The 20089-nt window shown below is 57.5% G+C and carries 22 protein-coding genes; 16 read left to right on the forward strand and 6 right to left on the reverse strand.

What is annotated here, in order from left to right:
• Position 1: 1 nt before the first annotated feature.
• From ACZ1GM_RS05405 to ACZ1GM_RS05415, 3 genes are read left to right on the forward strand one after another with little or no spacing between them, the layout of a single operon-like run.
• Positions 2-826, forward strand: coding sequence for a CaiB/BaiF CoA transferase family protein (locus ACZ1GM_RS05405; RefSeq protein ID WP_472678113.1), 825 nt, complete (start codon positions 2-4; stop codon positions 824-826).
• 1 nt (position 827) lies between these two features.
• A complete protein-coding gene (locus tag ACZ1GM_RS05410; RefSeq protein ID WP_472678114.1) occupies positions 828-1211 on the forward strand; it encodes a CoA transferase in 384 nt (127 codons plus the stop codon).
• A 32-nt stretch (positions 1212-1243) separates the two neighbouring features.
• A complete protein-coding gene (locus ACZ1GM_RS05415) occupies positions 1244-2326 on the forward strand; it encodes a CaiB/BaiF CoA transferase family protein (protein ID WP_472678115.1) in 1083 nt (360 codons plus the stop codon).
• Positions 2327-2331: 5 nt separating this feature from the next.
• On the opposite strand, the gene ACZ1GM_RS05420 is transcribed toward ACZ1GM_RS05415, so the two are convergent.
• Positions 2332-3084, reverse strand: coding sequence for a GntR family transcriptional regulator (locus tag ACZ1GM_RS05420; RefSeq protein WP_472678116.1), 753 nt, complete (start codon positions 3082-3084; stop codon positions 2332-2334).
• Positions 3085-3119: 35 nt separating this feature from the next.
• On the opposite strand from ACZ1GM_RS05420, the gene ACZ1GM_RS05425 reads away from it, so the two are divergent.
• The 10 genes from ACZ1GM_RS05425 (at position 3120) to ACZ1GM_RS05470 (ending at position 12241) form a co-directional block, all read left to right on the forward strand.
• Positions 3120-4346, forward strand: coding sequence for an MmgE/PrpD family protein (locus ACZ1GM_RS05425; RefSeq protein ID WP_472678117.1), 1227 nt, complete (start codon positions 3120-3122; stop codon positions 4344-4346).
• Positions 4343-5629 carry an MmgE/PrpD family protein gene (locus tag ACZ1GM_RS05430; RefSeq protein ID WP_472678118.1) on the forward strand — a complete coding sequence of 429 codons (1287 nt, stop codon included), beginning with the start codon at positions 4343-4345 and terminating at the stop codon, positions 5627-5629. Before ACZ1GM_RS05425 ends, ACZ1GM_RS05430 begins: the two co-directional genes overlap by 4 nt.
• Positions 5626-6993 (forward strand): phenylacetate--CoA ligase family protein, encoded by a 1368-nt coding sequence (locus tag ACZ1GM_RS05435; RefSeq protein WP_472678119.1) that lies wholly within the window; start codon positions 5626-5628, stop codon positions 6991-6993. Before ACZ1GM_RS05430 ends, ACZ1GM_RS05435 begins: the two co-directional genes overlap by 4 nt.
• Positions 6994-7002: 9 nt before the next feature.
• Positions 7003-8142: an amidase gene (locus ACZ1GM_RS05440; RefSeq protein WP_472678120.1), complete on the forward strand. Its 1140-nt coding sequence runs from the start codon at positions 7003-7005 to the stop codon at positions 8140-8142.
• Positions 8143-8154: 12 nt separating this feature from the next.
• Positions 8155-8463, forward strand: coding sequence for an REDY-like protein HapK (locus ACZ1GM_RS05445; protein WP_472678121.1), 309 nt, complete (start codon positions 8155-8157; stop codon positions 8461-8463).
• A gap of 3 nt (positions 8464-8466) precedes the next feature.
• Positions 8467-9279 carry an SDR family NAD(P)-dependent oxidoreductase gene (locus ACZ1GM_RS05450; RefSeq protein ID WP_472678122.1) on the forward strand — a complete coding sequence of 271 codons (813 nt, stop codon included), beginning with the start codon at positions 8467-8469 and terminating at the stop codon, positions 9277-9279.
• Between the two features lie 124 nt (positions 9280-9403).
• A complete protein-coding gene (locus ACZ1GM_RS05455; protein ID WP_472678123.1) occupies positions 9404-10273 on the forward strand; it encodes a polysaccharide deacetylase family protein in 870 nt (289 codons plus the stop codon).
• Positions 10270-11037: an enoyl-CoA hydratase/isomerase family protein gene (locus tag ACZ1GM_RS05460; protein WP_472678124.1), complete on the forward strand. Its 768-nt coding sequence runs from the start codon at positions 10270-10272 to the stop codon at positions 11035-11037. The genes ACZ1GM_RS05455 and ACZ1GM_RS05460 overlap by 4 nt, the downstream gene beginning before the upstream one ends.
• Positions 11037-11939, forward strand: a complete 903-nt coding sequence (locus ACZ1GM_RS05465) for a VOC family protein (RefSeq protein ID WP_472678125.1) — start codon at positions 11037-11039, stop codon at positions 11937-11939. The genes ACZ1GM_RS05460 and ACZ1GM_RS05465 overlap by 1 nt, the downstream gene beginning before the upstream one ends.
• Positions 11936-12241, forward strand: a complete 306-nt coding sequence (locus ACZ1GM_RS05470; RefSeq protein WP_472678126.1) for a YciI family protein — start codon at positions 11936-11938, stop codon at positions 12239-12241. The genes ACZ1GM_RS05465 and ACZ1GM_RS05470 overlap by 4 nt, the downstream gene beginning before the upstream one ends.
• On the opposite strand, the gene ACZ1GM_RS05475 is transcribed toward ACZ1GM_RS05470, so the two are convergent.
• The 3 genes from ACZ1GM_RS05475 to ACZ1GM_RS05485 form a co-directional block, all read right to left on the reverse strand.
• Positions 12238-12576: a carboxymuconolactone decarboxylase family protein gene (locus ACZ1GM_RS05475; protein ID WP_472678127.1), complete on the reverse strand. Its 339-nt coding sequence runs from the start codon at positions 12574-12576 to the stop codon at positions 12238-12240. The genes ACZ1GM_RS05470 and ACZ1GM_RS05475 overlap by 4 nt on opposite strands.
• Before the next feature lie 270 nt (positions 12577-12846).
• Complete coding sequence (locus ACZ1GM_RS05480; protein WP_472678128.1) at positions 12847-13824, reverse strand: quinone oxidoreductase family protein; 978 nt, start codon at positions 13822-13824, stop codon at positions 12847-12849.
• Positions 13825-13828: 4 nt separating this feature from the next.
• Positions 13829-14485: a hypothetical protein gene (locus ACZ1GM_RS05485; RefSeq protein ID WP_472678129.1), complete on the reverse strand. Its 657-nt coding sequence runs from the start codon at positions 14483-14485 to the stop codon at positions 13829-13831.
• A gap of 290 nt (positions 14486-14775) precedes the next feature.
• Between ACZ1GM_RS05485 and ACZ1GM_RS05490 the strand changes: the two genes are divergently transcribed.
• The gene (locus tag ACZ1GM_RS05490) at positions 14776-15954 is read left to right on the forward strand and encodes an AGE family epimerase/isomerase (RefSeq protein WP_472678130.1); all 1179 of its coding nucleotides are present in this window, start codon (positions 14776-14778) and stop codon (positions 15952-15954) included.
• Between the two features lie 8 nt (positions 15955-15962).
• Here ACZ1GM_RS05490 and ACZ1GM_RS05495 read toward each other — a convergent pair whose 3' ends face one another.
• Both ACZ1GM_RS05495 and ACZ1GM_RS05500 read right to left on the reverse strand, forming a co-directional pair.
• Positions 15963-17237, reverse strand: a complete 1275-nt coding sequence (locus ACZ1GM_RS05495; RefSeq protein WP_472678131.1) for a DUF1996 domain-containing protein — start codon at positions 17235-17237, stop codon at positions 15963-15965.
• Positions 17238-17542: 305 nt separating this feature from the next.
• Complete coding sequence (locus tag ACZ1GM_RS05500; protein ID WP_472678132.1) at positions 17543-18031, reverse strand: hypothetical protein; 489 nt, start codon at positions 18029-18031, stop codon at positions 17543-17545.
• Positions 18032-18348: 317 nt separating this feature from the next.
• On the opposite strand from ACZ1GM_RS05500, the gene xrtV reads away from it, so the two are divergent.
• Complete coding sequence (xrtV, locus tag ACZ1GM_RS05505; protein WP_472678133.1) at positions 18349-19356, forward strand: exosortase V; 1008 nt, start codon at positions 18349-18351, stop codon at positions 19354-19356.
• Positions 19349-20059, forward strand: coding sequence for an exosortase-associated protein EpsI, V-type (gene epsI, locus ACZ1GM_RS05510; RefSeq protein WP_472678134.1), 711 nt, complete (start codon positions 19349-19351; stop codon positions 20057-20059). The genes xrtV and epsI overlap by 8 nt, the downstream gene beginning before the upstream one ends.
• The last annotated feature ends 30 nt before the right edge of the window (positions 20060-20089 follow it).

Consider the following 20089-nt stretch of genomic DNA (forward strand, 5'->3'; position numbering starts at 1 on the left):
TATGAGCGCTGGCCTTCCTCTCGCGGGCTTTCGGGTCGTTAGTGCTGAGCAATATGGCGCTGGACCTTATGGAACGATGCATCTGGCGCAATTGGGCGCTGAGGTCATCAAGATCGAGCCGCCGCGCAAAGACGGAAAAGGTGGTGGCGATACCGCTCGCGCGGTCGGTCCTCATTTTCTGCGCGAGGGCGAGAGCCTCTATTTTCAGGCCTTCAACCTCAACAAGAAGTCTCTGACGCTCGACCTGCGTGCGGAAGAGGGACAAAAGATCTTTCGCGACCTGGTCGCAAGCAGCCATGTTGTGGCGAACAATATGCGCGGCGATCTGCCTGAAAAACTGGGCCTGACCTATGATGCGCTGAAAGACGTCAATCCTGCTGTCGTGTGCGCGCATTTGTCAGCCTATGGCCGCGACAATGAGCGTGCCAAATGGCCGGGGTACGATTACCTGATGCAGGCTGAGGCTGGCTATTGCGCGATGACTGGCGAGCCGGGTGGAGAGCCGCAGCGGATGGGCCTGTCCATGGTCGATTTCATGACCGGGACGATTTTTACGATCGGTCTGCTGGCCGCGCTGACTGATGCGCAGCGCAGCGGGAAAGGGCGCGACGTCGACACAGACCTCTTGTCCGCAGCTGTCCATCAGACAAGCTATCCCGCGCTGTGGTATATGAACGAGGGCGATGAGACCGCCCGTACACCGCGCAGCGCACATCCAACTGCGACACCCAGCCAGATGTTCAAGGCCGCCGACGGCTGGATGTTTGTGATGTGTCAGCTGCCGAAATTCTGGGACATTTTGGTAGATCAAATCGTACCGCGATGATTTGCGCGATGACCCACGTTTTGCCAGCAATGCTGATAGGCTGGCGAACCGCGAAGTGCTGACCGAACTGCTTGATGCAGAATTTTCGAAGCAGCCTATGGCCTATTGGAAGGAATTGCTCGCCGGGTTTGTTCCTGTCGCGCCCGTGTATGAGTTGGCCGATGCCTTGGACAATCCGTGGCTTACCACAATCGGTATGCGCGATCAGGTCAATCATCCGGACCGTGATAATGTGCAAGTGCTGGCAAGCCCGATTAAGATTAACGGGGAACGGCTACCCAATCGCGCGGCGCCATTGCTTGGGGCTGACAGCGACACGCTGCTGAGTGAGTTGGGTTATGACGCAGAGGCTATTGCCAAATTGCGCGCTGGCGGCATTGTCTGACCACAGGCAAGCTGAGACGGGTCTAGTCAGATATGGGCAAACTTTCTGGTATTACGGTCGTTGACCTGACGCAGTTTCTGCCAGGGCCAATGATGACTGTCATGATGGCGGATCATGGCGCGCGTGTGATCAAGATCGAGCCAAAGGCTGGCGATCCCGCCCGCCAGATGGAGCCGAAGGAGGCAGGCCATTCGGTGTGGTTCGCAAATCTCAATCGCGGCAAGGAAAGCGTTGTTCTCGACCTGAAGAGCGAGGAAGGTAAAGCGGCGCTGATGGATTTGTGCCGCGACGCGGATGTTTTCGTCGAGGGTTTTCGTCCAGGAGTGATGAAGCGCCTCGGCTTTGATTACGATAGCGTGAAGTCGATCAAGCCCGATATTGTCTATTGCTCGATCTCCGCTTTTGGGCAGGAGGGAGAGCTCGCCCACCATCCCGCGCATGACATGGCGGTACAGGCTCTTGCCGGGTTCCTATCGGTCAATGATGGCGCGGACGGCATGCCGGTCGTGCCGGGGGCACCGAGCGCAGATATGGCCGCTGGTCTGACGGCACTTTCGGCAACCCTTATGGCGCTGCTCGGGCGAGATCGGACTGGCGAGGGCGCGTATATCGATTGCGCGATGTTCGACAGCCTGTTGCCGTGGTGCGCGCATACTGCCGGTAGCGCTATTGCGGGCGGCGAGAGCCCCGTCTCGCAGCGTCAGCGCTCGCTTGGCGGCGCGGGGTTCTATCACGTCTATCAGACGCGCGATGGCAAGCACGTTTCGCTTGGTGGGCGCGAAATTAAGTTCGCGACAAACCTGCTCACTGCGCTTGAGCGTGAAGACCTGATCCCGCATGCAGAGCGAGAGGCGGGTGAGCAAGAAGAGCTGATCGCTTTCCTACGCGAAACCTTTGCGGCCAAGACCCGCGATGAATGGGTCGCGTGGTTTGCGGATAAGGATGTCGCATTTGCGCCTGTTCTGAATTTTCGCGAAGCCTTGGACGAACCGCACATTGTCGAGCGCGGCCTGATTATTGAGGGTGAAGACGGAGCGCATCACATCGCCTCACCAATTCGCTTTGCGGGTGACACGTTCGTACCCGGAAGCGTGCCGAGTTTGGGCGAAAAATGAGGGCGTCAGCTGTCGAGGTCGATATGCATCGCGTAGGCGAAGCGGCCACCGGGGTGATGGCTCACGGAGATCTCGTACACGCTGCCCTTGGGGTCGAGATAACAACGTACGATCCGCAGCACCGGCTCGCCTTCGTCAATCTCGAGAAAGCCTGCCACACGGCTATCGGCGGTGATCGCCTGAATATCTTGCGTGACGCGGTCGATGGTCACACCGGCGGTTCGCTCAATCTGACTGAACAACGTACCGGCGGACAGATCAAGCTCGTCGACTGCATCGCCCAATTTCTCGTGAAAATAGGCGTCAGTAACGGCGATAGGCGGGGTATCGGGTGTTTGTCGCCGCACCCCGCGAAAACGGCGCCATATACCGTCCGTATCGTCGCCGATTTGTTCCGCAACGCCCTGGGGCAAAGCTCCGGAGTCGCGTTCGGAATACTCAACCTCGCTCTCGCGCGAATATTGGAGCAGCTCGCCTACATTCGACAGCGGCTGATGCAGTGCGCCACCCCGCGCGGAAGCGGGTTGAACTACAGTGCCCGAACCACGTTTGCGCGCAATCAGCCCCTCGTTTTGAAGTCGTTTCAACGCCTCGCGAACCGTAAAGCGGCTGACGTCGTATTGGCTGCACAATGCCGTCTCAGTCGGAAATTGCTGACCATCGGCATAGCGGCCAGACAAAATCTCTTCGCGCAATTCACCCGCAACCTGCATGTAGCGCGGGGTTTTGCTTTTCACAGGCGCGTCGGCGTCAGCCAAAATTATCTCCCAGTCCCAAGTCAAGGTATCGCGCCATGAGTGAGCCGTACCTCGCTACATTAGGACGTAGGCTAGCGCGCATTGTTCCCGATGGCGAGAAAAAGCGAGCACGTATCCACTTACTCGATTGGCTGGCATGTGTGGCAGGCGCTCGTGATACCGAAGCGGGGCATCTGGGGACTGCGATTTCGCAGGCTGGGTGGGAACGTGCGACATATGCCGGGAATGTATTGGAGATGGATGACGTTCATCGCACCGCATTGTTGCATCCCGGCCCGGTGATCTGGCCCACTGCGATGAGCATGAGCAGCGCTATGATGGATGACCGTCTCGGTGCGGCGGTGCGCGGGTATGAGGCAATGATCGCGGTCGGATCGGCATTTGATGCGCATCACTATGCGCATTGGCATCCGACTGCGACGGCGGGGGTCTTTGGAGCCGCCGCGGCGTTTGGATCGCTTATCGGTTTTGCGCCAGTCGAATATACCAATGCTCTGGGTAATGCGGGATCAGTGGCGGGTGGGCTGTGGCACATGCGCCATGACGATGTGCTGACCAAGCAATGGCATGTTTATCACGCTGTACGCACGGGGCGCGATGCGGCTCTCCATGTGCACTATGGCGCGACTGGCCCGTCAGGTATCTTGGAGGGCCCACAAGGTCTGTTTGCAGCCGCAACCAAGGAGCCGGGCGATCTTGGTGGGGATGATGCAGGCTGGTTGATCCACGATGTGAGCTTCAAGCCGTTTGCGGCATGTCGGCATGCCCATCCGGCGATTGATGCGGCAATGCAGTTACGTGATGCGGGCAAGCTCACAGCACCATTCAGCGTTGAAACGTTTGCCGATGCTCTGACATTTTGTGATCGACCTGATCCCAAGACCGAGATCGAGGCGAAGTTCTCGTTGCAGCATGCAGTCGCCGTTATCGCTGATGGTCGCAATGCAGACCCGGAAGACTTTACTGAGGAGGCGGTTGCTGCGCTGGCCGATTTGCGCGGACAAGTCTCGGTCTCAGAGAATCCAACAATTACAAGCCGTTATCCCGAACATTTCGGTGCGCGCGTGAATGGTCATGAGATCGCGGATACGCTTGGCGATCCAGAGGTCCCGGTGAACGAGGATCGCATTATCGAGAAGATGCACACGCTCGCGCGTTGGGGTGGCTTGGCCAAAGGTGAAGCAGATCGCGCGGTTGACCTAGCTCTGAATGGCGAAGATGCATTGGCAATCGATGCAATGCTGGAGGAGTGGCTGGCGTGAGCGCAACCGAAGACCTCTTGGAATTTGCCGCCGCGTCGCACACTTTGCCAGACGACGTAAGGTCCGCTGCCATCCGGCTAATGGGTGACACGCTGGCCATTGGAGCGGCAGCAGTAAATGCGCCTGGCGAGCCAGCAATTCTCGACACCGCGCGGCAGTTTGGCACCGGGAAAGAGGCGCGGCTGCTTGGCACGAGCGAACGTTTGCCAGCACCCTCAGCCGCGTTTGTGAACGGGTATCGCATCCACTGCCTTGAGTGGGATGCGGTGCATGAACCCGCTGTGGTCCACGCGATGAGCGTTGTGACGGCGGCGCTTGGCGCCGCTATCGACCGTCAGGGAGGATACGATCCAGAGGAAGCGCTTGTCGCGCTATCCATTGGCGTCGACATCGCATCGGGCCTGGGCCTTTGTGTCGACAGTGCGATGACGTTCTTCCGTCCAGCGGTATGTGGGGTGATGGGCGCGGCGATGGCTGTGGCGCGGCTGGATGGAGCGCCATTGGATGACGCGTTGGGGCTGGCCTATTCGAGTGCTGCCGGGACCATGCAGGCGCATGTCGAGGGCAGTGAGACCCTGCCTTTCCAGATCGCCAATGCGGCGCGTGCGGCAGTGACCGCCAGCGATCTTGCGAAGGCGGGTTTCTCCGCTCCCAAAGACCCGTTGGAGGGACCCTTTGGCTATTTGGCCTTGTTCGAAACGGGTGACCTGTCGCGCTACACCGCCGGCCTTGGTAAGGTTTGGCGGATTGCTGAGGTGAGCACCAAGCCATTCCCATCGGGCCGTGCGAGCCATGCCGCGCTGGGCAAGTTAGAGGAGTTGGCGCTTAGTCCGGCAGAAGTCACGAGCATTGAGCTTGCCTGCCCGCCGCTGATCCGCCGCTTGGTTGACCGACCATATTCGCCGGATATGACGCCCGCCTGGGCGCGACTTTGCATGCCGTATCTTACCGCACTTATGCTGACAGATGGACGGATTGATCCGCGCCGTTTCACATCAACCGACATTGGCGATCCGAAGCTGGCCGCAATCGCGGCCAAGGTTCGCCTTACTGACGACGGCAATACGGATGGCAATGCGCTGTTCCCGCAATCGCTCACGATAACTCGGATCGACGGCAGCACTGAAACGCACCCGGTAGATCATACACTTGGTAGCCCGGACAACCCGCTCTCACCCGAGCAAAACGCGGCCAAATTGAACCTCGCACGCGAGCTCGCAGCAGACGATGCGGATGCCCGTATTTTCGACGATCCTCTTGCCTATTTCACGGATATTCAATGACTTATTCGACCTATTTCGAAGCACTCGATCATAAGCAGATGCTGGCCGATTATCCGGTGGGCGAGGAATTCGTTTCGCGCTACACATCCATGAGCCGAGACGAGCTGTTTGCGGTGCAAGATGCGCAGTTCAAGAAGCTGATGGCCAAGGGCTGGCAAGTGCCATTCTACCAGCGGCTATGGGGTGCACAAGGCATTGAACCCGGCGATATCACCGGCTTGGCCGACATCACCAAGCTGCCCGTTTATGACAAGTCCGACCTGATGGCGTCTATCGCAGAGTATCCGCCCTATGGTGATTTTCACGGCATGGGCAACGCGGCGACGCGTGATCCGGTGGTTTTTCACACTACCAGCGGCACGACCGGCAAGCCGCAAGTGTTGATGTTTGGACCGAAGGGGCGCGAAGTCGGCAATTTGCTGGTTGGCCGCATGTATCGCTGGATGGGTTTGCAAAGCGATGATGTCGTCCATTCTGTCTATGGTCACGGCATGATAAATGGCGGTCACTATATCCGTGAAAGCGTGACCAAATTCACCAACTCAATCTTCCTCTCAGCGGGAACAGGCATCGAAACGCGTAGCGTCAATCAGGTTCAACTGATGGCTGATTTCGGCGTTACCTGTGTGGTGGGCTTTGTCGATTACATTCGCAAACTGGCGGAGACTGCGGAGGAGCTGGGCCTATTCGACACAATCAACATCAAGATGATTATCGGTCATCTGGGCACAGAGGATCGTCAGGCGACAGAGGACGCATGGCACGGCGCAAAAGCGTATGATTGGTACGGCGTGGGGGATACCGGATCCATCGCGGGCGAAGGACCGGACCGCAATGGCATGTATGTCTGGGAGGATGCGCAATATCTTGAGTTGCTCGGCGTTGATGATGGCGCGCCGGTGAGCCATGGCGAGACAGGAGATATGGTCGTTACCTGTCTTTACAAAGACGATATTGCGCCCTGTATTCGCTTTAACACGCATGACATTACGCATGAGCTTGATGGGCATGGTGAGATTGCGTTTAAGCGGATTGCGGGCTTCCGCGGGCGCAGTGACAATATGGTCAAGCTGCGCGGGATCAACGTGTTCCCACACGCGATCGGCGCAATTATTGAGAACCGTCCGGATCTCACCGGCGAATATGTGTGCCACCTCACGCGCGATGCGAGCCAGCGCGATTCCATGCGGGTGACGCTGGAAAGTCGGGGCGGAACCGACGAGGCGGCGCTCGCCGAAACGCTCAAGCAGGGGCTCGGCGTGGAAGTCGAGATTGCGCTTTGCGAGCCGGGCGGGACTGCGACGGTAACAGAGATCGACAAGCGGCAGAAACCGCTGCGCCTGATTGATGAGCGGGGCGTCTGAGCGCAACCCATGATCGACCGTTACAACGCCTTTCTCTATCGTGACGAAAACGCCACCGGCGGGGACGGCCCGCTGGCAGGCGTAACCGTTGGCGTGAAGGCCAACATTTCGGTGAAGGGCATGCCCTTCCATGCGGGCATCGGTGCGTGGGAAGACCGCGTCGCTAACGAGGACGCGGATGTGATCAAGCGCCTGCGCCAAGCGGGGGCAGCGATCACCGGTATCCTCAATATGGAAGAAGGCGCGCTCGGATCGAAAACCGACAACCCGCATTTCGGGCCGACGCAAAATCCCCATAAAGATGGCTATTCCCCTGGCGGTTCATCCGGGGGCAGCGGGGCAGCGGTAGCGGCTGGCCTTTGCGATGTGGCGCTGGGCACAGACACGATGGGGTCGGTGCGTATCCCGGCGGCGCATTGCGGGGTCTATGGCTTTAAGCCAGCGACCGAGGCTGTGAGCCAAGGTGGGCTCATCCCCGCAGACCCGTCGCTTGACGCGATTGGACCACTCGCACGTGATTTGGATATGCTTGAGCGCGCGGCGCGGGTGATGTCCGATTTTGGTGAAAGCGGGATCGAAGGGGGCGGCGCGACATTGGTGGATCACGGCGTGAATGTTGCTCTGCCTGTTGCCACCGCTTTCGAAGCGATAGTCGCGTCATTGCCGGATGCGCCTGCGCAGGTTTCGCTCAGCCAATCCAATTCACGCATCCGATTTGCCGGATTTATCGGCGTATCGAAATTTATGGCGGGAGATTTGGCTGGTATTGCGGTCTCAGAACATCTGGCCAAGCTGCTGACTTATGGCCCCAAGCGCTCCGAAGCCGATTGGGCCGACGATCAGCGCATTCTGGAGGCATCACGTCAGGAGGTGCAGGACATTGTCGCGAAGCATGGCTTTTTGATCATGCCAACCGTTCCCAATGTTGCGTTTCCGCATTCAGAGCCTGAGCCAGCGGCGCAGGCAGACTTTACCTGCCTCGCCAATATCGCGGGATTGCCTGCGATCAGTATTCCGGCGGGATGGACCAGCGACAACCTACCAATTGGTGTGCAGATTATCGGCGAAACCGGTGCGGAGGCAGGCTTGTTTCGCATTGCCCGCCAACTTGATGACAAACTTGGCGCTTACCGCGCACCACAAACTTAAGGGAGAAACGCCATGCGTATTATCGTTCCGTTCAATCTAAAGCCTGGCACAGACATCGCCGAATATGAGGCATGGGCGAAGGGCAAGGATATCCCGACCGCGAGCGCGCTACCGTCGGTGAAGAGCTTTACGGTACACAAGTCGACGGGTCTGTTCGGCGATCCCGATACGCCGCCGCCCTATGCCTATTTCGAGGTACTCGACATCACTGATATGGATGCGTTTGTGGCGGATGTCTCTGACCCGGAATTTCAAGCGAAAGCCGCACCGTTTCAAGACTATGCCGACGCACCGCAATTCATCCTGACCGAGGATTTGTAAGCGATGGACAAATACGCTGGCAAAACCATCGTTGTGACAGGCTCTGGAAAGGAGAAAGGGCTGGGGCAGGGCATCTTGCAGGCCTTTGCTGATGAAGGCGCGAACTGCGTCGTCTCCGATTTGGTTATTGATGATGAAGCCGAAGCGGTCGCAGAGGAATTGCGTGGGCGCTCATCTGTTTCGGGGGCCAAGGTCGCGACCATTGCCTGCGATGTTTCGAAGGCGGATCAATGCCAGACGCTTGTCGCACGGGCGATCGAGCAATTTGGCTCGCTCGACATCTTCGTCAACAATGCCGGCATTGGTTTTAAGATGAAGCCGCTTCTTGAAGTTGATACCGAAAGCGAGTGGGATCAAGTGATTGCGGTAAACCTGTCCGGTGCATTCTATGGCACACAGGCGGCCGGACGGGCGATGGTGGAGGCCGGAAAGGGTGGGCGCATCATCAATATTGCGTCACAGGCTGCCAAAACCGGTTTCCCGCATTTGCCCGCCTATGTCAGTTCTAAGCATGGGATGGTTGGCCTGACCCGCGCTTCGGCTGTCGAGCTTGGTGCGCATGGGATCACGGTGAACGCTGTGTGTCCAAACCATGTGACGACGGGCCTTGGCGCACAACAGAACGAATATTTCTCCAAGCTGCTCGGCTTCGATACGGTTGACGACTACCTTGCCAATATGTCCGCCAAAAACCCCATGGGTCGGCCAGGTCTGCCAAGTGATACTGCGGCGGCGTGTTTGTGGCTCGCCAGCGATGATGCCTTCTACGTGACTGGCGAAGCGCTGAATGTTTCAGGCGGCGAGGAGATGCATTGAGATTGTTCAGGTTTCCCAGGCCACCCGCGCCCTCCGCCCTTCGACCCGGAGCCTGCCGGGATACCATCCGGGTGGAAGGGCGGAGGGCGCGGGTGGCGCGGTCATCGAGCGATAGCGAGGACAAATGAAACTAGAAGAAGAACGTATCGACTGGCCAAACGATGCCAAGATGGCGCTCAGCGTCGTGGTGAATGTCGAGGAAGGCAGCGAGATGACCATTGCGCGAGGCGATCGTGGGATGGAGCCGGTCGACGAGCTAGGCGTGTTCGTAAAGTCGAAGATGCGCAATTATTCCAACGAGTCCAACTATCTCTATGGCATCAAGGCAGGCGCGCCGCGCATCGTCAAGCTGCTCAAGCGCTATGACATCATGGCCAGCTGGACCGTCGCCGCGCTTAGCCTTGAGAACCACCCGGAGATTGCCGAGGCGATTGTCGAGCTTGGCCATGAGCCGGTCAGCCATGGTTGGCGCTGGGTCCATCAGTTCAAGATGGATGAAGATGCCGAGCGCGAATTCATCCGCAAGGCCGTCACGAGCATTGAGAAGACCTGCGGTGTCCGGCCCTATGGTTGGCTATCGCGCTATCTGCTGACCGATAACACTCGGCGTTTGTTGCAGGAGGAGGGCTTCACCTATCACATGGACGACTATTCCGGCGATGTGCCCTTCTGGGATCGCGAGACCACCGGTAAACCCATGTGCATCGTTCCCTATCAGCTCGACAATAACGATATGAAAATGTGGACCGACCCGGCGCTGACTCCGCATCAATGGCTCGATTATGCGAAAGCGAACTTTGACCAGGTCTATCGTGAAGGCGAGGAAGGTAATCCGAAGATGATGAGCCTTGGATTACATTTGCGGATTATCGGGAGGCCAGGGCGAATCTGGGCGCTAGAGGAGTTCTTAAAGCATGTCCGCGCACATGATGGCGTTTGGGTAACCACGCGCAAAGCGATTGCCGATCATTTTATGGATACGCACCCGGCATGACCCTGCGCCTCGAAATTAGCGGGCAGCTCGCTCATCTGCTGATTGATCGCGCGGATAAGCGAAACGCGTTAAACATGGAGATGTGGCAGGCGATGCCTGCTTTGCTGGAGCAGGCATGTGCGACAGGCGGAGTGCGGGCTTTGGTCATCCGCGCGGCGGAGGCAGGTACTGCATTTTGTGCTGGTGCGGATATCAAGGAACTGCTCGCCAACAAAGACGACGCCGATTGGCGTGCAGCCAATCAGGCCGCGATCAACCGCGTGCAATATGAACTTGCACGCCTGGATTTGCCGACTGTGGCCGTTGTCGATGGTGATTGCATTGGCGGTGGTTGCGGCATCGCGATGGCTTGTGACCTGCGCATCGCAACCAGCGAAAAGGCACGTTTCGGCATCACACCGGCTAAGCTTGGGCTGGTCTATCCGTTGCATGATGTGAAGCTACTGATCGATCTGGTGGGGCCGGGGCAGGCCAAGCGATTGCTCTATACCGGCAAACTGATTGACGCGGCTGAGGCGTTGCGTATCGGCTTGATCGAACAGATCACTGATAAGCCGGAAGCTCTTGTTGATGAGCTGCTGGCCGCCAGCCCACATTCTATTCGCGAAACCAAAAAGTTCGTCCGGCGCGTTCTTGATGGGCAAACGGAAGATGACGCGGAAACGTTGAGTATTTTTGCTGCTGCTTTCACGGGTGATGACTTTCGAGAAGGCACAACCGCCTTCGTCGAGAAACGCAAACCAATCTTTGGAGATGACGGCTGATGACTATCGCGCACGGCACGATCATGGGCGGCCTCTCGACGGTGCCTGACCTTGATGCCGCAGTGCGCGGCTATCGTGATTGCCTGGGGCTGGAATTGGTCGAGCGCGGCGAGCTTGCGCGGGATTTGGCTGCAAGCTGGAACGCGCCCGCCAATGCTGCTTCACCTTATGCGGTTTTGCGTCCCGCAAGCGGCGAGCCATGCTGGTTTCGTCTAGTCGAGCAAGCGAGTCACAGTGATTTCAAACCTACGCGCAGCTATGGCTGGGCCGCGTTTGAATGCACTGTTGAGGATGTGTGGCACTGGCCCGAAGTCGTTGAGGATGCCGGGTTTCAGATCGTCGGGCCGCCAAAGAAGCTGGAGAACATTGAGCCGGCCTTTATCCCAATGCAGGTGCTGGGAACGGGGCAGGAGATGGTCTATCTCAATCAGGTTCTCAATGACATGCCTGGCACGGACTTGCCGCGCGCCAAATCGTCCGTCGACCGTATTTTCATCGTCGTGCTGGCCACCCCTGATCGCGATGCGAGCGTCGCATGGTATGCCGACCGGATTGGTCTGACCCGCGGTGCCGATTACACGCTGCCCTATTCGATGATCAACAATGCCTTTGGTTTGCCCGCCGATACGCAAACGACCATCACAATGGTTCAGCATGATCGCATGCCGATTGTCGAGGTGGATGACTATCCCGACGCAGCAACTGAGCGGGCACGCCATGGCGATATGCTGCCCCCGGGCAATGCGCTCGTCAGCCTTGCGGTGCGTGATCTGGATGCGTGTGAGGTTGATTGGATTACGCCACCCGTGGCTCGCCAAGGCGCGCTATATGAGGGGCGCCTTACAGGAACAACCATTGGTGCGGGCGGTGAACTGGTTGAGTTGGTCGAGGTCGCCGAATGAAACTCTACGCATTTTATTGCCGTGATGGAGACGATGCACCTGAGATTCGTGAAAAATTACTCTCGGCGCATCTTGATCATGTGGAGGCGAATATCGGTCACTATGCCGTGGCTGGCCCACTCAAGCGCGGCGAAGAAACAGTCGGCTCGTTGCTGGTTATCAAAGCCGTTGATGAAGGGGAGGCGAGGGCTTTCTTCGAACAAGACCCCTATTTTGATGCCGGGGTTTGGCAATCCATCCGCGTTGAGGAATTTTGTGGTGTCGCAGGAGACTGGGTCGGCGGGGCCGCCTGGAAGAGCTAAGTGTTTTGTTCGCGAGTAGTATGCTTGCCCGGTTCCCAAACATCGTCGGTGTAGGTTTCGCTGGCAAAGTTGAGCGGCTTGTCTTCCAACTCGGTCGCAAGCGTATCATTCCAGCGATTGAGGAAACCGAATAGGCCGATCACGCCCATAATTTCCATGATCTGTTGCTTGGAAAAGTGCCGCTCAAGTGCACGAAAATGCTCGTCAGTCGCAGCATTTGGCTGAACGCCTGCCGCAGCGGCCAGGTCTAGTGCAGCGCGTTCTGCATCGTTGAACAAATCGCTTGTCTGATACTCCCACGCTTTGGCGATCTTTTCCTGGTCTCCGCCCACCATCTTGGCCGCCCCATGCGCGGTATGCGCCTGGCAATACCGGCACCCGTACCGCACCGCTGGTGATTGTGGCTATCAAGCGTTTCAGCACTGGATCAAGCTCTCCCGGCTTGTAAATGACCTGTACCAACCCCTCCATCGCCGCGAGCAGCTCTGGCCAGTGTGCCATGGTCAGCACATCATTGGGCGCGAAACCCATGATCTCTTGGGCATAGGAGAGGCTCTCTCGTGTCTTGGGCGGTAGAGCCTCGATGGCGATTGGGACTATACGGCTCATGGTAGCAAAACCGTCGAGCCGGTCGTCTTGCCCGCCTGCAAATCGCGATGGGCCTGTGCCGCGTCTGTTAATGCGTAAGTCTGGCCAATTGTGACGGAAAGCGCGCCCTTGTCGAAGAGATCCCACACTCGCGCCGCGCCCGCAGCGCGGTCAGCTGGATCTTCGTAATAGTGAAACAACATCGGGCGGGTGTTAAACAGCGAACCTTTCATGGCCAGCACGCCAACATCGACCTCGCCGACGGGTGCATCGGCATTCCCGTAATTGATGATCAGGCCCATCCTGCCCGTCGCGTCCAGCGATGTTTCCCACGTCGATTTGCCAATCCCGTCAAAGGTTACGCGAACACCCTCTCCGCCCGTGATCTCGCGAGTGCGGGCTGCGGTGTCTTCATCCTTATAGAAGATAATATGGTCCGCTCCCGCAGCGCGTGCGGCCTCTGCCTTCGCCTCTGTTGAGACTGTGCCGATCACCTCTGCGCCGATATGCCTTAACCATTGGACAAGCAGCAGGCCGGTCGCTCCGGCAGCAGCATGGACCAGCACTGGCCAGCCAGCCTGCACCTTGCCGCACCGCTCAACCAGAAACTCGGTCGTGCAGGCTTTCAGAATGGCGGCGGCGGCGGTTTCATCACTGATACTGTCGGGAAGCCTGAACAGATGCTCGGCACCGATATTGCGCCGTGTGGCATAGGCACCGAGCAGTGGCCCGAATGTGGCCACGCGGTCTCCCTCGGCAAAGCCTTCAACGCCATCACCAATCGCCACGATCCGGCCAGCAGCCTCCAGACCCATGCCGCTGGGCAACTCGACCGGATAAATCCCGCGACGGTGGTAGGTATCGATGTAATTCAGCCCGACTGCGCCATGCTCGATAGTGACCTCGCCCGCGCTCGGTGTGGGGAGATCTTCGGTCACCCATTCGATGACCTCGGGTCCGCCATGCGATCGGAAAATCGCTCGTGTAGTTTCCATGTCTTTAGATGCCTTCGATCTCGGTGGGGGTCTCGCTGCAGCTGGCCTGAACCCAGCGTAGATTGATCCCGACGATTTCTGACGTGGGGGCGGCCCAGCTGTAGCTGTCGGCTTTTACCGGGTCATCGGTGTGCACGTAGATCACCCGCACCGGCTTGTTGGAACTGCTCTCAGCCCATGTGACGTTGCGCAAGCGGATGGTTACGTCAGGCGCAATGCCACCTCCGGGCACCAGCACACGACCACCCTGATCAAAGTTCTTCAGGCCTCGCTGAAAGGTCCAGTCTTCGCTTCCATCCGGTTTGCTTTCGAACTTTCTGACTGCAACCCAGCATGAGAATGGCTGCGCACGGCGCAGCTCGCTGCCATTGATTTGCCAACCAGTGGAGATACCCACCGTCAGGCCAGAGATCGGCTCATTGGACCAATCGCTCTGTGCCTGCCCGAATGCGTCAATAGCGCGCCATTGGCGGTCTTCGCCGATCTCAAGGAAAACAGGATCAGGCTTTGTGCGACCTTCTTCCTCCGCGAAATACGCATCTTCTGTGTTGGTCCAGATGCCCTGAGGCAGCATGTCTTGTGCCATCGCCGGGGCGCTGATCGCGACTGTAGAGGCTAACGCTAGTAGTGTCTTTTCGATCATGTGCCGGAGTGTAGGCACAATTTCGCCCTGATGGAAGAGTTGTCCGGACAAATTTTAACGTCCGTGGCTTTTGACCTTTGTCCAACCGCACAAATCGGATTGCTGCACCACCTGACGAGGCCGTAGAATGGGCACCGCCGCTTGATTATCAGACCCCCAGTTGCGACGGCTCATGGGTGACGTGCGCAGCCTGATCGAAAAATCAGTCAGCCAGTTGCCGAAGCATAGTGACTTTATCGCCAAATATTGGCAACAGGTTGAAGTTGCGGCGGCTTGATCGCGCGGACACAATTTCGAGCGGCCAATTCATGAGTTTCGATGTGGAGATCAGCGCGGAAATGCAGGCAGGCTTTGACGCGCTTGCCGACCGATGTGAGAATTGGATGCTGCAAAGCTCATTCCCATTTTGGGCGGAGCGCGCGGTCGATCCTGATGGCGGCTTTTTCGAGCGGCTAGATCTCGATGCGCGGCCAATCGTTGGCGAAGATAGCCGTGTAAGGCTGCAGGCGCGGATGGCGTATACATTCGCTTTGGCGGCAAAGCTTGGATGGGATCGAACGAGAGCCGAAGTGTTGGCGCATCGCGGGGTTGCTGTCCTTATCAATGAGTGTCGGCGGCCTGATGGCTTGTTCGGTCGGCGGGTCAAGCCCGGACATGGCCTGACCGATGACGGCGCAGAAACCTATGACACAGCCTTTGCGCTTTTGGCTTTTGCGACTGTTTACGAGGTTTTTGAGTCTCAAACGGCATTTGACGCAGGCACAGAATTGTGCGCAGCGATTGATGCATTGCTGAAGCGGCCCGCAAGCGAAGGGGGATATCGCGAACGTTTGCCTGCAACTTCCCTGCGCGAGCAAAATCCGCATATGCATTTGGCCGAGGCTTCGCTGGCCTGGTTTGAAGCGACGGGTGACAGGGCTGCTTTGGCACGCGCAGAGGCGCTTGCGCAGTTTGTCGAGCAGACATTCTATGATGCAGAGAACGGATGTTTGCTCGAATATGCCGGTAACGGGATTGAGGAAAACCGCGTGGAAGCCGGGCACATGTTTGAATGGGTCTGGATTCTGGGGCGTATGCGCGATTTGGGAGGGCGCTACCCAGCGCAGTTCGCGTCAGCGCTGCATGATAACGCCATGCGTTTGATTGCGGGCACGAATATGGTGCCTTTATCGCAGCATCTCGACGGATCAGAGCGAGAAAACTTTCAACGGACCTGGGGCCCTACGGAGAAGCTCAAGGGGCACATCGCCTTGTGGACTTCGGAACCGAGTGAATCCCTGACGGAAGAGATATTGGCAACGGCAAAGCGGCTGTGGGAAGACCACGTTGAACACGCCATCCCGGGTGCGTGGATCGATGTGATTTCGCCCGAGCGCGAACCCCTGATCACTGACATAACGCCAGCAACCGGCTATCATATCTACTTGGCGTTTGCCGAGTTTATTGACTTTGCCCGGGCGTTGTCAGTCCCAAAAACGCGCGTCTGATCGCGGCCTTATTGTGGACGCGCTGGAACCGCGACACGTCGGGCATAGTCGGCTGTATATGCTTCCAAGCCTGCAAGTTGACGCCCGGAACCCAGATCACCGCCTGAACAGTTGAGCATCAAATTGATGCAGTTTGTCATCCATTCGTCCAGAACATCATCGTCCCAGGCGCCAAACCAGTCGGCGTGGAAAGTCAGCCCTGATGTCAGGGCCGTGCGACCTTCCGCACGGTCAGATGAGAAATGCCATGTCTGAATGCTTGGGTCTGTATTGCCGGAACGATCAAGCGTATCATCGGTCTCGTACCATGTACTCAGCGTAAAGGTTGGAATGCGATATGGGTGGCTCGCGGGGCAGCTGGCGATACCAGTGTTCCGGTCGCGAACCTCATAGGACATGTGAGAGCGGTGATCGGCTGAATCCAGTTCCGTACCATTCCAGCAATCCGGTGCCGCGATGACCGCGCCTAAACGAGCACCGCTTGGGCAGTTTTGCGCCGCCTCAACCAAAGTCTCATAATGCCCCGGCGTGGCGCCCGGTCCATCGCAGTTGAAGTGTACGGCGCTCGCCCTCTCAGGCAGTCCACCATCCATTGTACGCCCAAAGATATAACGTAGACCGCGCGGTAGACCGATGCAGCCTTCGCCCTCGGCACATTTGGGGTCATTGTTTGGATAGCGCTTGTAATAGATCGAGATAAATTCTGGCATTACGACGCTGCCGCGCCCGTCAAGCAAGGCTGGAATCCAGTATGCCGAGCGGTTGAGCGCATTGCGGCACGTGCTGTCGCCGGTTGTTCTCAATGAAGTGAAGGTGGAGTCGCCATCAGCCTCTGTGTTGCCGAAGAACATATGCAGGTGCGAGCGGCCTTTTTCGCCAGGGAATACAATCGGGTCATCATAGGCGAGGTGGCTGGGTTTACAGAGGAATCGGAAGGCACCGACAACATCTGGCGCAGCGCTTGCCGGAATGGCGCCGGTACCCCACGTCGCGACCAATTCGTCATCGACAGTGAAATTTGTCGGAACTCGATCCAACTGTGGGAACCCCTGAGTGGTGTTATTTCCGACGATCGGGCCCGATGTGGGAGTGGGCGTCGGGGTTGGTGTAGGAGTTGGGGTAGGGGTCGGAGTCGGAGTCGGTGCTGGCGTCGGATCGCTGCCAATCGCCGCGGCGGTTGATGCAGGCGCGCTCGCCGAACCGCCACCACACCCCGTCAGCGCGAGGCAGGAAATGGTCAGAAGAGATACAGTCTTGAAGCTACGCATGCTAAAGAAACCCACCAGTTTTCGTTCTGAATTCCGAATGGCCGAACGACGTTAAGGCGGGGTCGAACGATATGGTTAAGCATGAGTTAGCCATATCGCGTTTGCGACCGGGGAGTTCCAAAAATTTAATATTTTGAGTAGCTTGCGCGTTTTTACTAACGCGGTAATTCGAACAGGGCACGTAGTATTACCCTCCCAGTTTGGAGGTGGCTGACGCCGGTGACCCTGTTCTTTGATTGCCTTTGGTAGTATTTTGGCTGTCGGTGAATCGAATTGAGACGTGCCGTTTGTTGCAAGCGGCGCAATGAGTGCGCGGAGAATTAGCCGTCAGATTGCGCGAAATGCGCGGCGCGTTTTGCCTGAATATCCTGCGCTAACTTGGCAGTCTCGGCGAGGCTAACCTGCAATTCACGCTCAATAGCCGCCATTTGCGGCAAGTCTGGAGCGTCAGTGCCATATTCATCGAACAACAGCGTTTTGCGAGCGTAGAGCTGGTTTTGTTGGCCGAGCAGAAAGTCCCGGCGATCAATCAGCTTCTCCATCGAAGTCCGTGGGCGCGTTGCCTCGGCCAGACGACGCTCTCGCTCTTCCTCGCGGTACAGCGTCATGGTGATGGCATCGCCTATAGTCTCCGGCGCTCGCCCCGTCTCATCCACCAGAACCTCACCGCAAAATGCGCTGGAACCGGACCAGTGTGCCACAACATACGTTGCCAAAGCCGCCCGTTCATCGCTCTTCAGGTTTTCACCCAGTTCCTGCAGAACGGCCATATTGCCAAGATCGAATTCGGAAATCGGGCGTTCCTTCACACTCCCACTGCAGGCAGCGAGTAGAGAGAACGCAAAAAGAAGAAACGAGTAACGCATAGTAAATGCTCGATTTTTACCTGCATTCAAAACCAACGACAAGGCGCGCAAACCAACCGATAATCCGCCAGAGTAAATAAACCGGAAAACACTACCGTATGTAAGCGCGTTTAGACCTTACGTGCGACATGTGCGATTACAAGACACCCGCGCGTCACAAGGCTTGACCCGATCTCGCCTGTGCTCGATAATTCCAACACATTTTGGGAGTGGCTGTGTACCTAGCGGCCATATTACACAGGGTATAGACGCACGCTTTTATGGAGCACGTAAGCGCCAACCAATCGCCTGATCAGGCGGTTACCGACACTGTCGACAGCGATGTTGATGTACCCGCCGCGAGCACGAAGCCTGCGGCGAACCAAGGCTTTAGCCTGTCTGATATGCGCTGGCCTGACGTCATTTGGCTGGTCGGGATGCTGGCCGTTTGTATTCCAACGATGGTCTTTGTCGCTGAAGAGACCTGGACGGGTGAACAAGGCGCGCACGGCCCAATCGTCTTGATGACCGGTCTTTGGCTGTTATGGCGGGAGTGGCCAGGGGTGCGGCATTTGTCCGAAGCACCGGCGATTTGGAAAGTCATTGGCCTGCTGATCCCCGCCTTGCTGGCTTACACGATCGCGCGGGTTACTCAGATCATTGAGATTGAAGGGTACGTCATGTACGGCGTGCTCGTCATCGGTGCGTACGCCTTGGTTGGCGCAAAGCCACTGATAAAGCTTGCTTTTCCGATCATCTATCTGGCGTTTATCTTTCCGCCACCTGACACCGTCATTTACACGCTCACACTGCCGATCAAAGTGGCGATCAGTGAGAGCGCGATCTGGTTGCTCGACCTGTTCGGCTATCCCATTGGCGGCACTGGCGTAACGATCCAGATTGGGCAGTATCAGCTGCTCGTTGCCGCGGCATGTGCCGGCTTGAACTCGATTGTTTCGCTCTCTGCGCTGACGATCTTCTACATCTACATCCGTCACATGGGTGAGCGGAAGCTGCAATTCACACTGCTGCTGTTTGTGTTGCCCGTGGCAATTGCAGCGAACTTCATCCGCGTGCTGATCCTGATCCTGCTTACATATCACGCCGGTGAAGCGGCGGCGCAGAGCTTCCTGCATGATATGGCGGGCCTCACCATGTTTGCGATGGCGCTGCTCCTGATCTTCCTCGTTGATATGGTGCTGAGCCGTTTCATGGGTAAGAAAGAGATGGATCATGTGGAAATGAACGCACCATCTGCGGACACCGATAAGGAGGCTAGCCATGCCTGACTCTTCAAAGAAAGGCTCGTTGGGCAATCTCGATCGTCGCAAAGTGCTGCTGGGTATCGGCATGGCCAGTGTCGCTGGTTTCGCGCAGGCGCGCCAGCCGACGCCAAACACACCGGCACTGGAAGAGGGTGAGCTTGAAGATTTGATGCCGGCCCAGATCGGGCAATGGAGCTTCATGACAAAAAGCGGGCTCGTCCTGCCGCCGCAGGACGCGCTGTCGGATCGTTTGTACGACAATCTGGTAACCCGGATTTACACAAATCCGCAGGGTAAAGTCGCTATGTTCCTTATGGCGTATAACAATCAGCAGGGCGGCGTGTTGCAAATCCACCGCCCAGAGATTTGTTATCCAGCCGGCGGTTTTGTTTTATCGCCAACGCAGCCCTTGGACATCGCACTGCCCGGCCAGAAACAACTGCCCACGCAGTTCTTTTCCGCCGACAGCCGGACGCGCGATGAAGTTGTGCTGTATTGGACGCGGGTCGGTGAAGAATTCCCGCGCCAATGGTCTCAGCAGCGCCTGACCGTTGCAAAGGCGAATATTCTTGGCGTGATCCCCGACGGCATGCTGGCACGCGTTTCCACGCTGGGCGACGACATGGATACTGAATTGCCTGCGCTTGAGGATTTCGTGACCGGACTATACGAATTGGCACCGCCGAAGCTCAAAGGGCTTTTGTTTGGTAACGGCGTGCCAGCTTAATTCACCACATTTGACCGAAGATTTTAGGGA

It is taken from the genome of Qipengyuania sp. JB2-7, from assembly GCF_055693485.1.

Coding starts and splice junctions, on each gene's coding strand:
- xrtV (WP_472678133.1), top strand. CDS start 18,349: ATGGAGCACGTAAGCGCCAACCAATCGCCTGATCAGGCGGTTACCGAC.
- ACZ1GM_RS05455 (WP_472678123.1), top strand. CDS start 9,404: ATGAAACTAGAAGAAGAACGTATCGACTGGCCAAACGATGCCAAGATG.
- ACZ1GM_RS05435 (WP_472678119.1), top strand. CDS start 5,626: ATGACTTATTCGACCTATTTCGAAGCACTCGATCATAAGCAGATGCTG.
- epsI (WP_472678134.1), top strand. CDS start 19,349: ATGCCTGACTCTTCAAAGAAAGGCTCGTTGGGCAATCTCGATCGTCGC.
- ACZ1GM_RS05475 (WP_472678127.1), bottom strand. CDS start 12,576: ATGGTGGGCGGAGACCAGGAAAAGATCGCCAAAGCGTGGGAGTATCAG.
- ACZ1GM_RS05425 (WP_472678117.1), top strand. CDS start 3,120: ATGAGTGAGCCGTACCTCGCTACATTAGGACGTAGGCTAGCGCGCATT.
- ACZ1GM_RS05490 (WP_472678130.1), top strand. CDS start 14,776: ATGAGTTTCGATGTGGAGATCAGCGCGGAAATGCAGGCAGGCTTTGAC.
- ACZ1GM_RS05460 (WP_472678124.1), top strand. CDS start 10,270: ATGACCCTGCGCCTCGAAATTAGCGGGCAGCTCGCTCATCTGCTGATT.
- ACZ1GM_RS05450 (WP_472678122.1), top strand. CDS start 8,467: ATGGACAAATACGCTGGCAAAACCATCGTTGTGACAGGCTCTGGAAAG.
- ACZ1GM_RS05415 (WP_472678115.1), top strand. CDS start 1,244: ATGGGCAAACTTTCTGGTATTACGGTCGTTGACCTGACGCAGTTTCTG.
- ACZ1GM_RS05440 (WP_472678120.1), top strand. CDS start 7,003: ATGATCGACCGTTACAACGCCTTTCTCTATCGTGACGAAAACGCCACC.
- ACZ1GM_RS05480 (WP_472678128.1), bottom strand. CDS start 13,824: ATGGAAACTACACGAGCGATTTTCCGATCGCATGGCGGACCCGAGGTC.
- ACZ1GM_RS05445 (WP_472678121.1), top strand. CDS start 8,155: ATGCGTATTATCGTTCCGTTCAATCTAAAGCCTGGCACAGACATCGCC.
- ACZ1GM_RS05465 (WP_472678125.1), top strand. CDS start 11,037: ATGACTATCGCGCACGGCACGATCATGGGCGGCCTCTCGACGGTGCCT.
- ACZ1GM_RS05405 (WP_472678113.1), top strand. CDS start 2: ATGAGCGCTGGCCTTCCTCTCGCGGGCTTTCGGGTCGTTAGTGCTGAG.
- ACZ1GM_RS05470 (WP_472678126.1), top strand. CDS start 11,936: ATGAAACTCTACGCATTTTATTGCCGTGATGGAGACGATGCACCTGAG.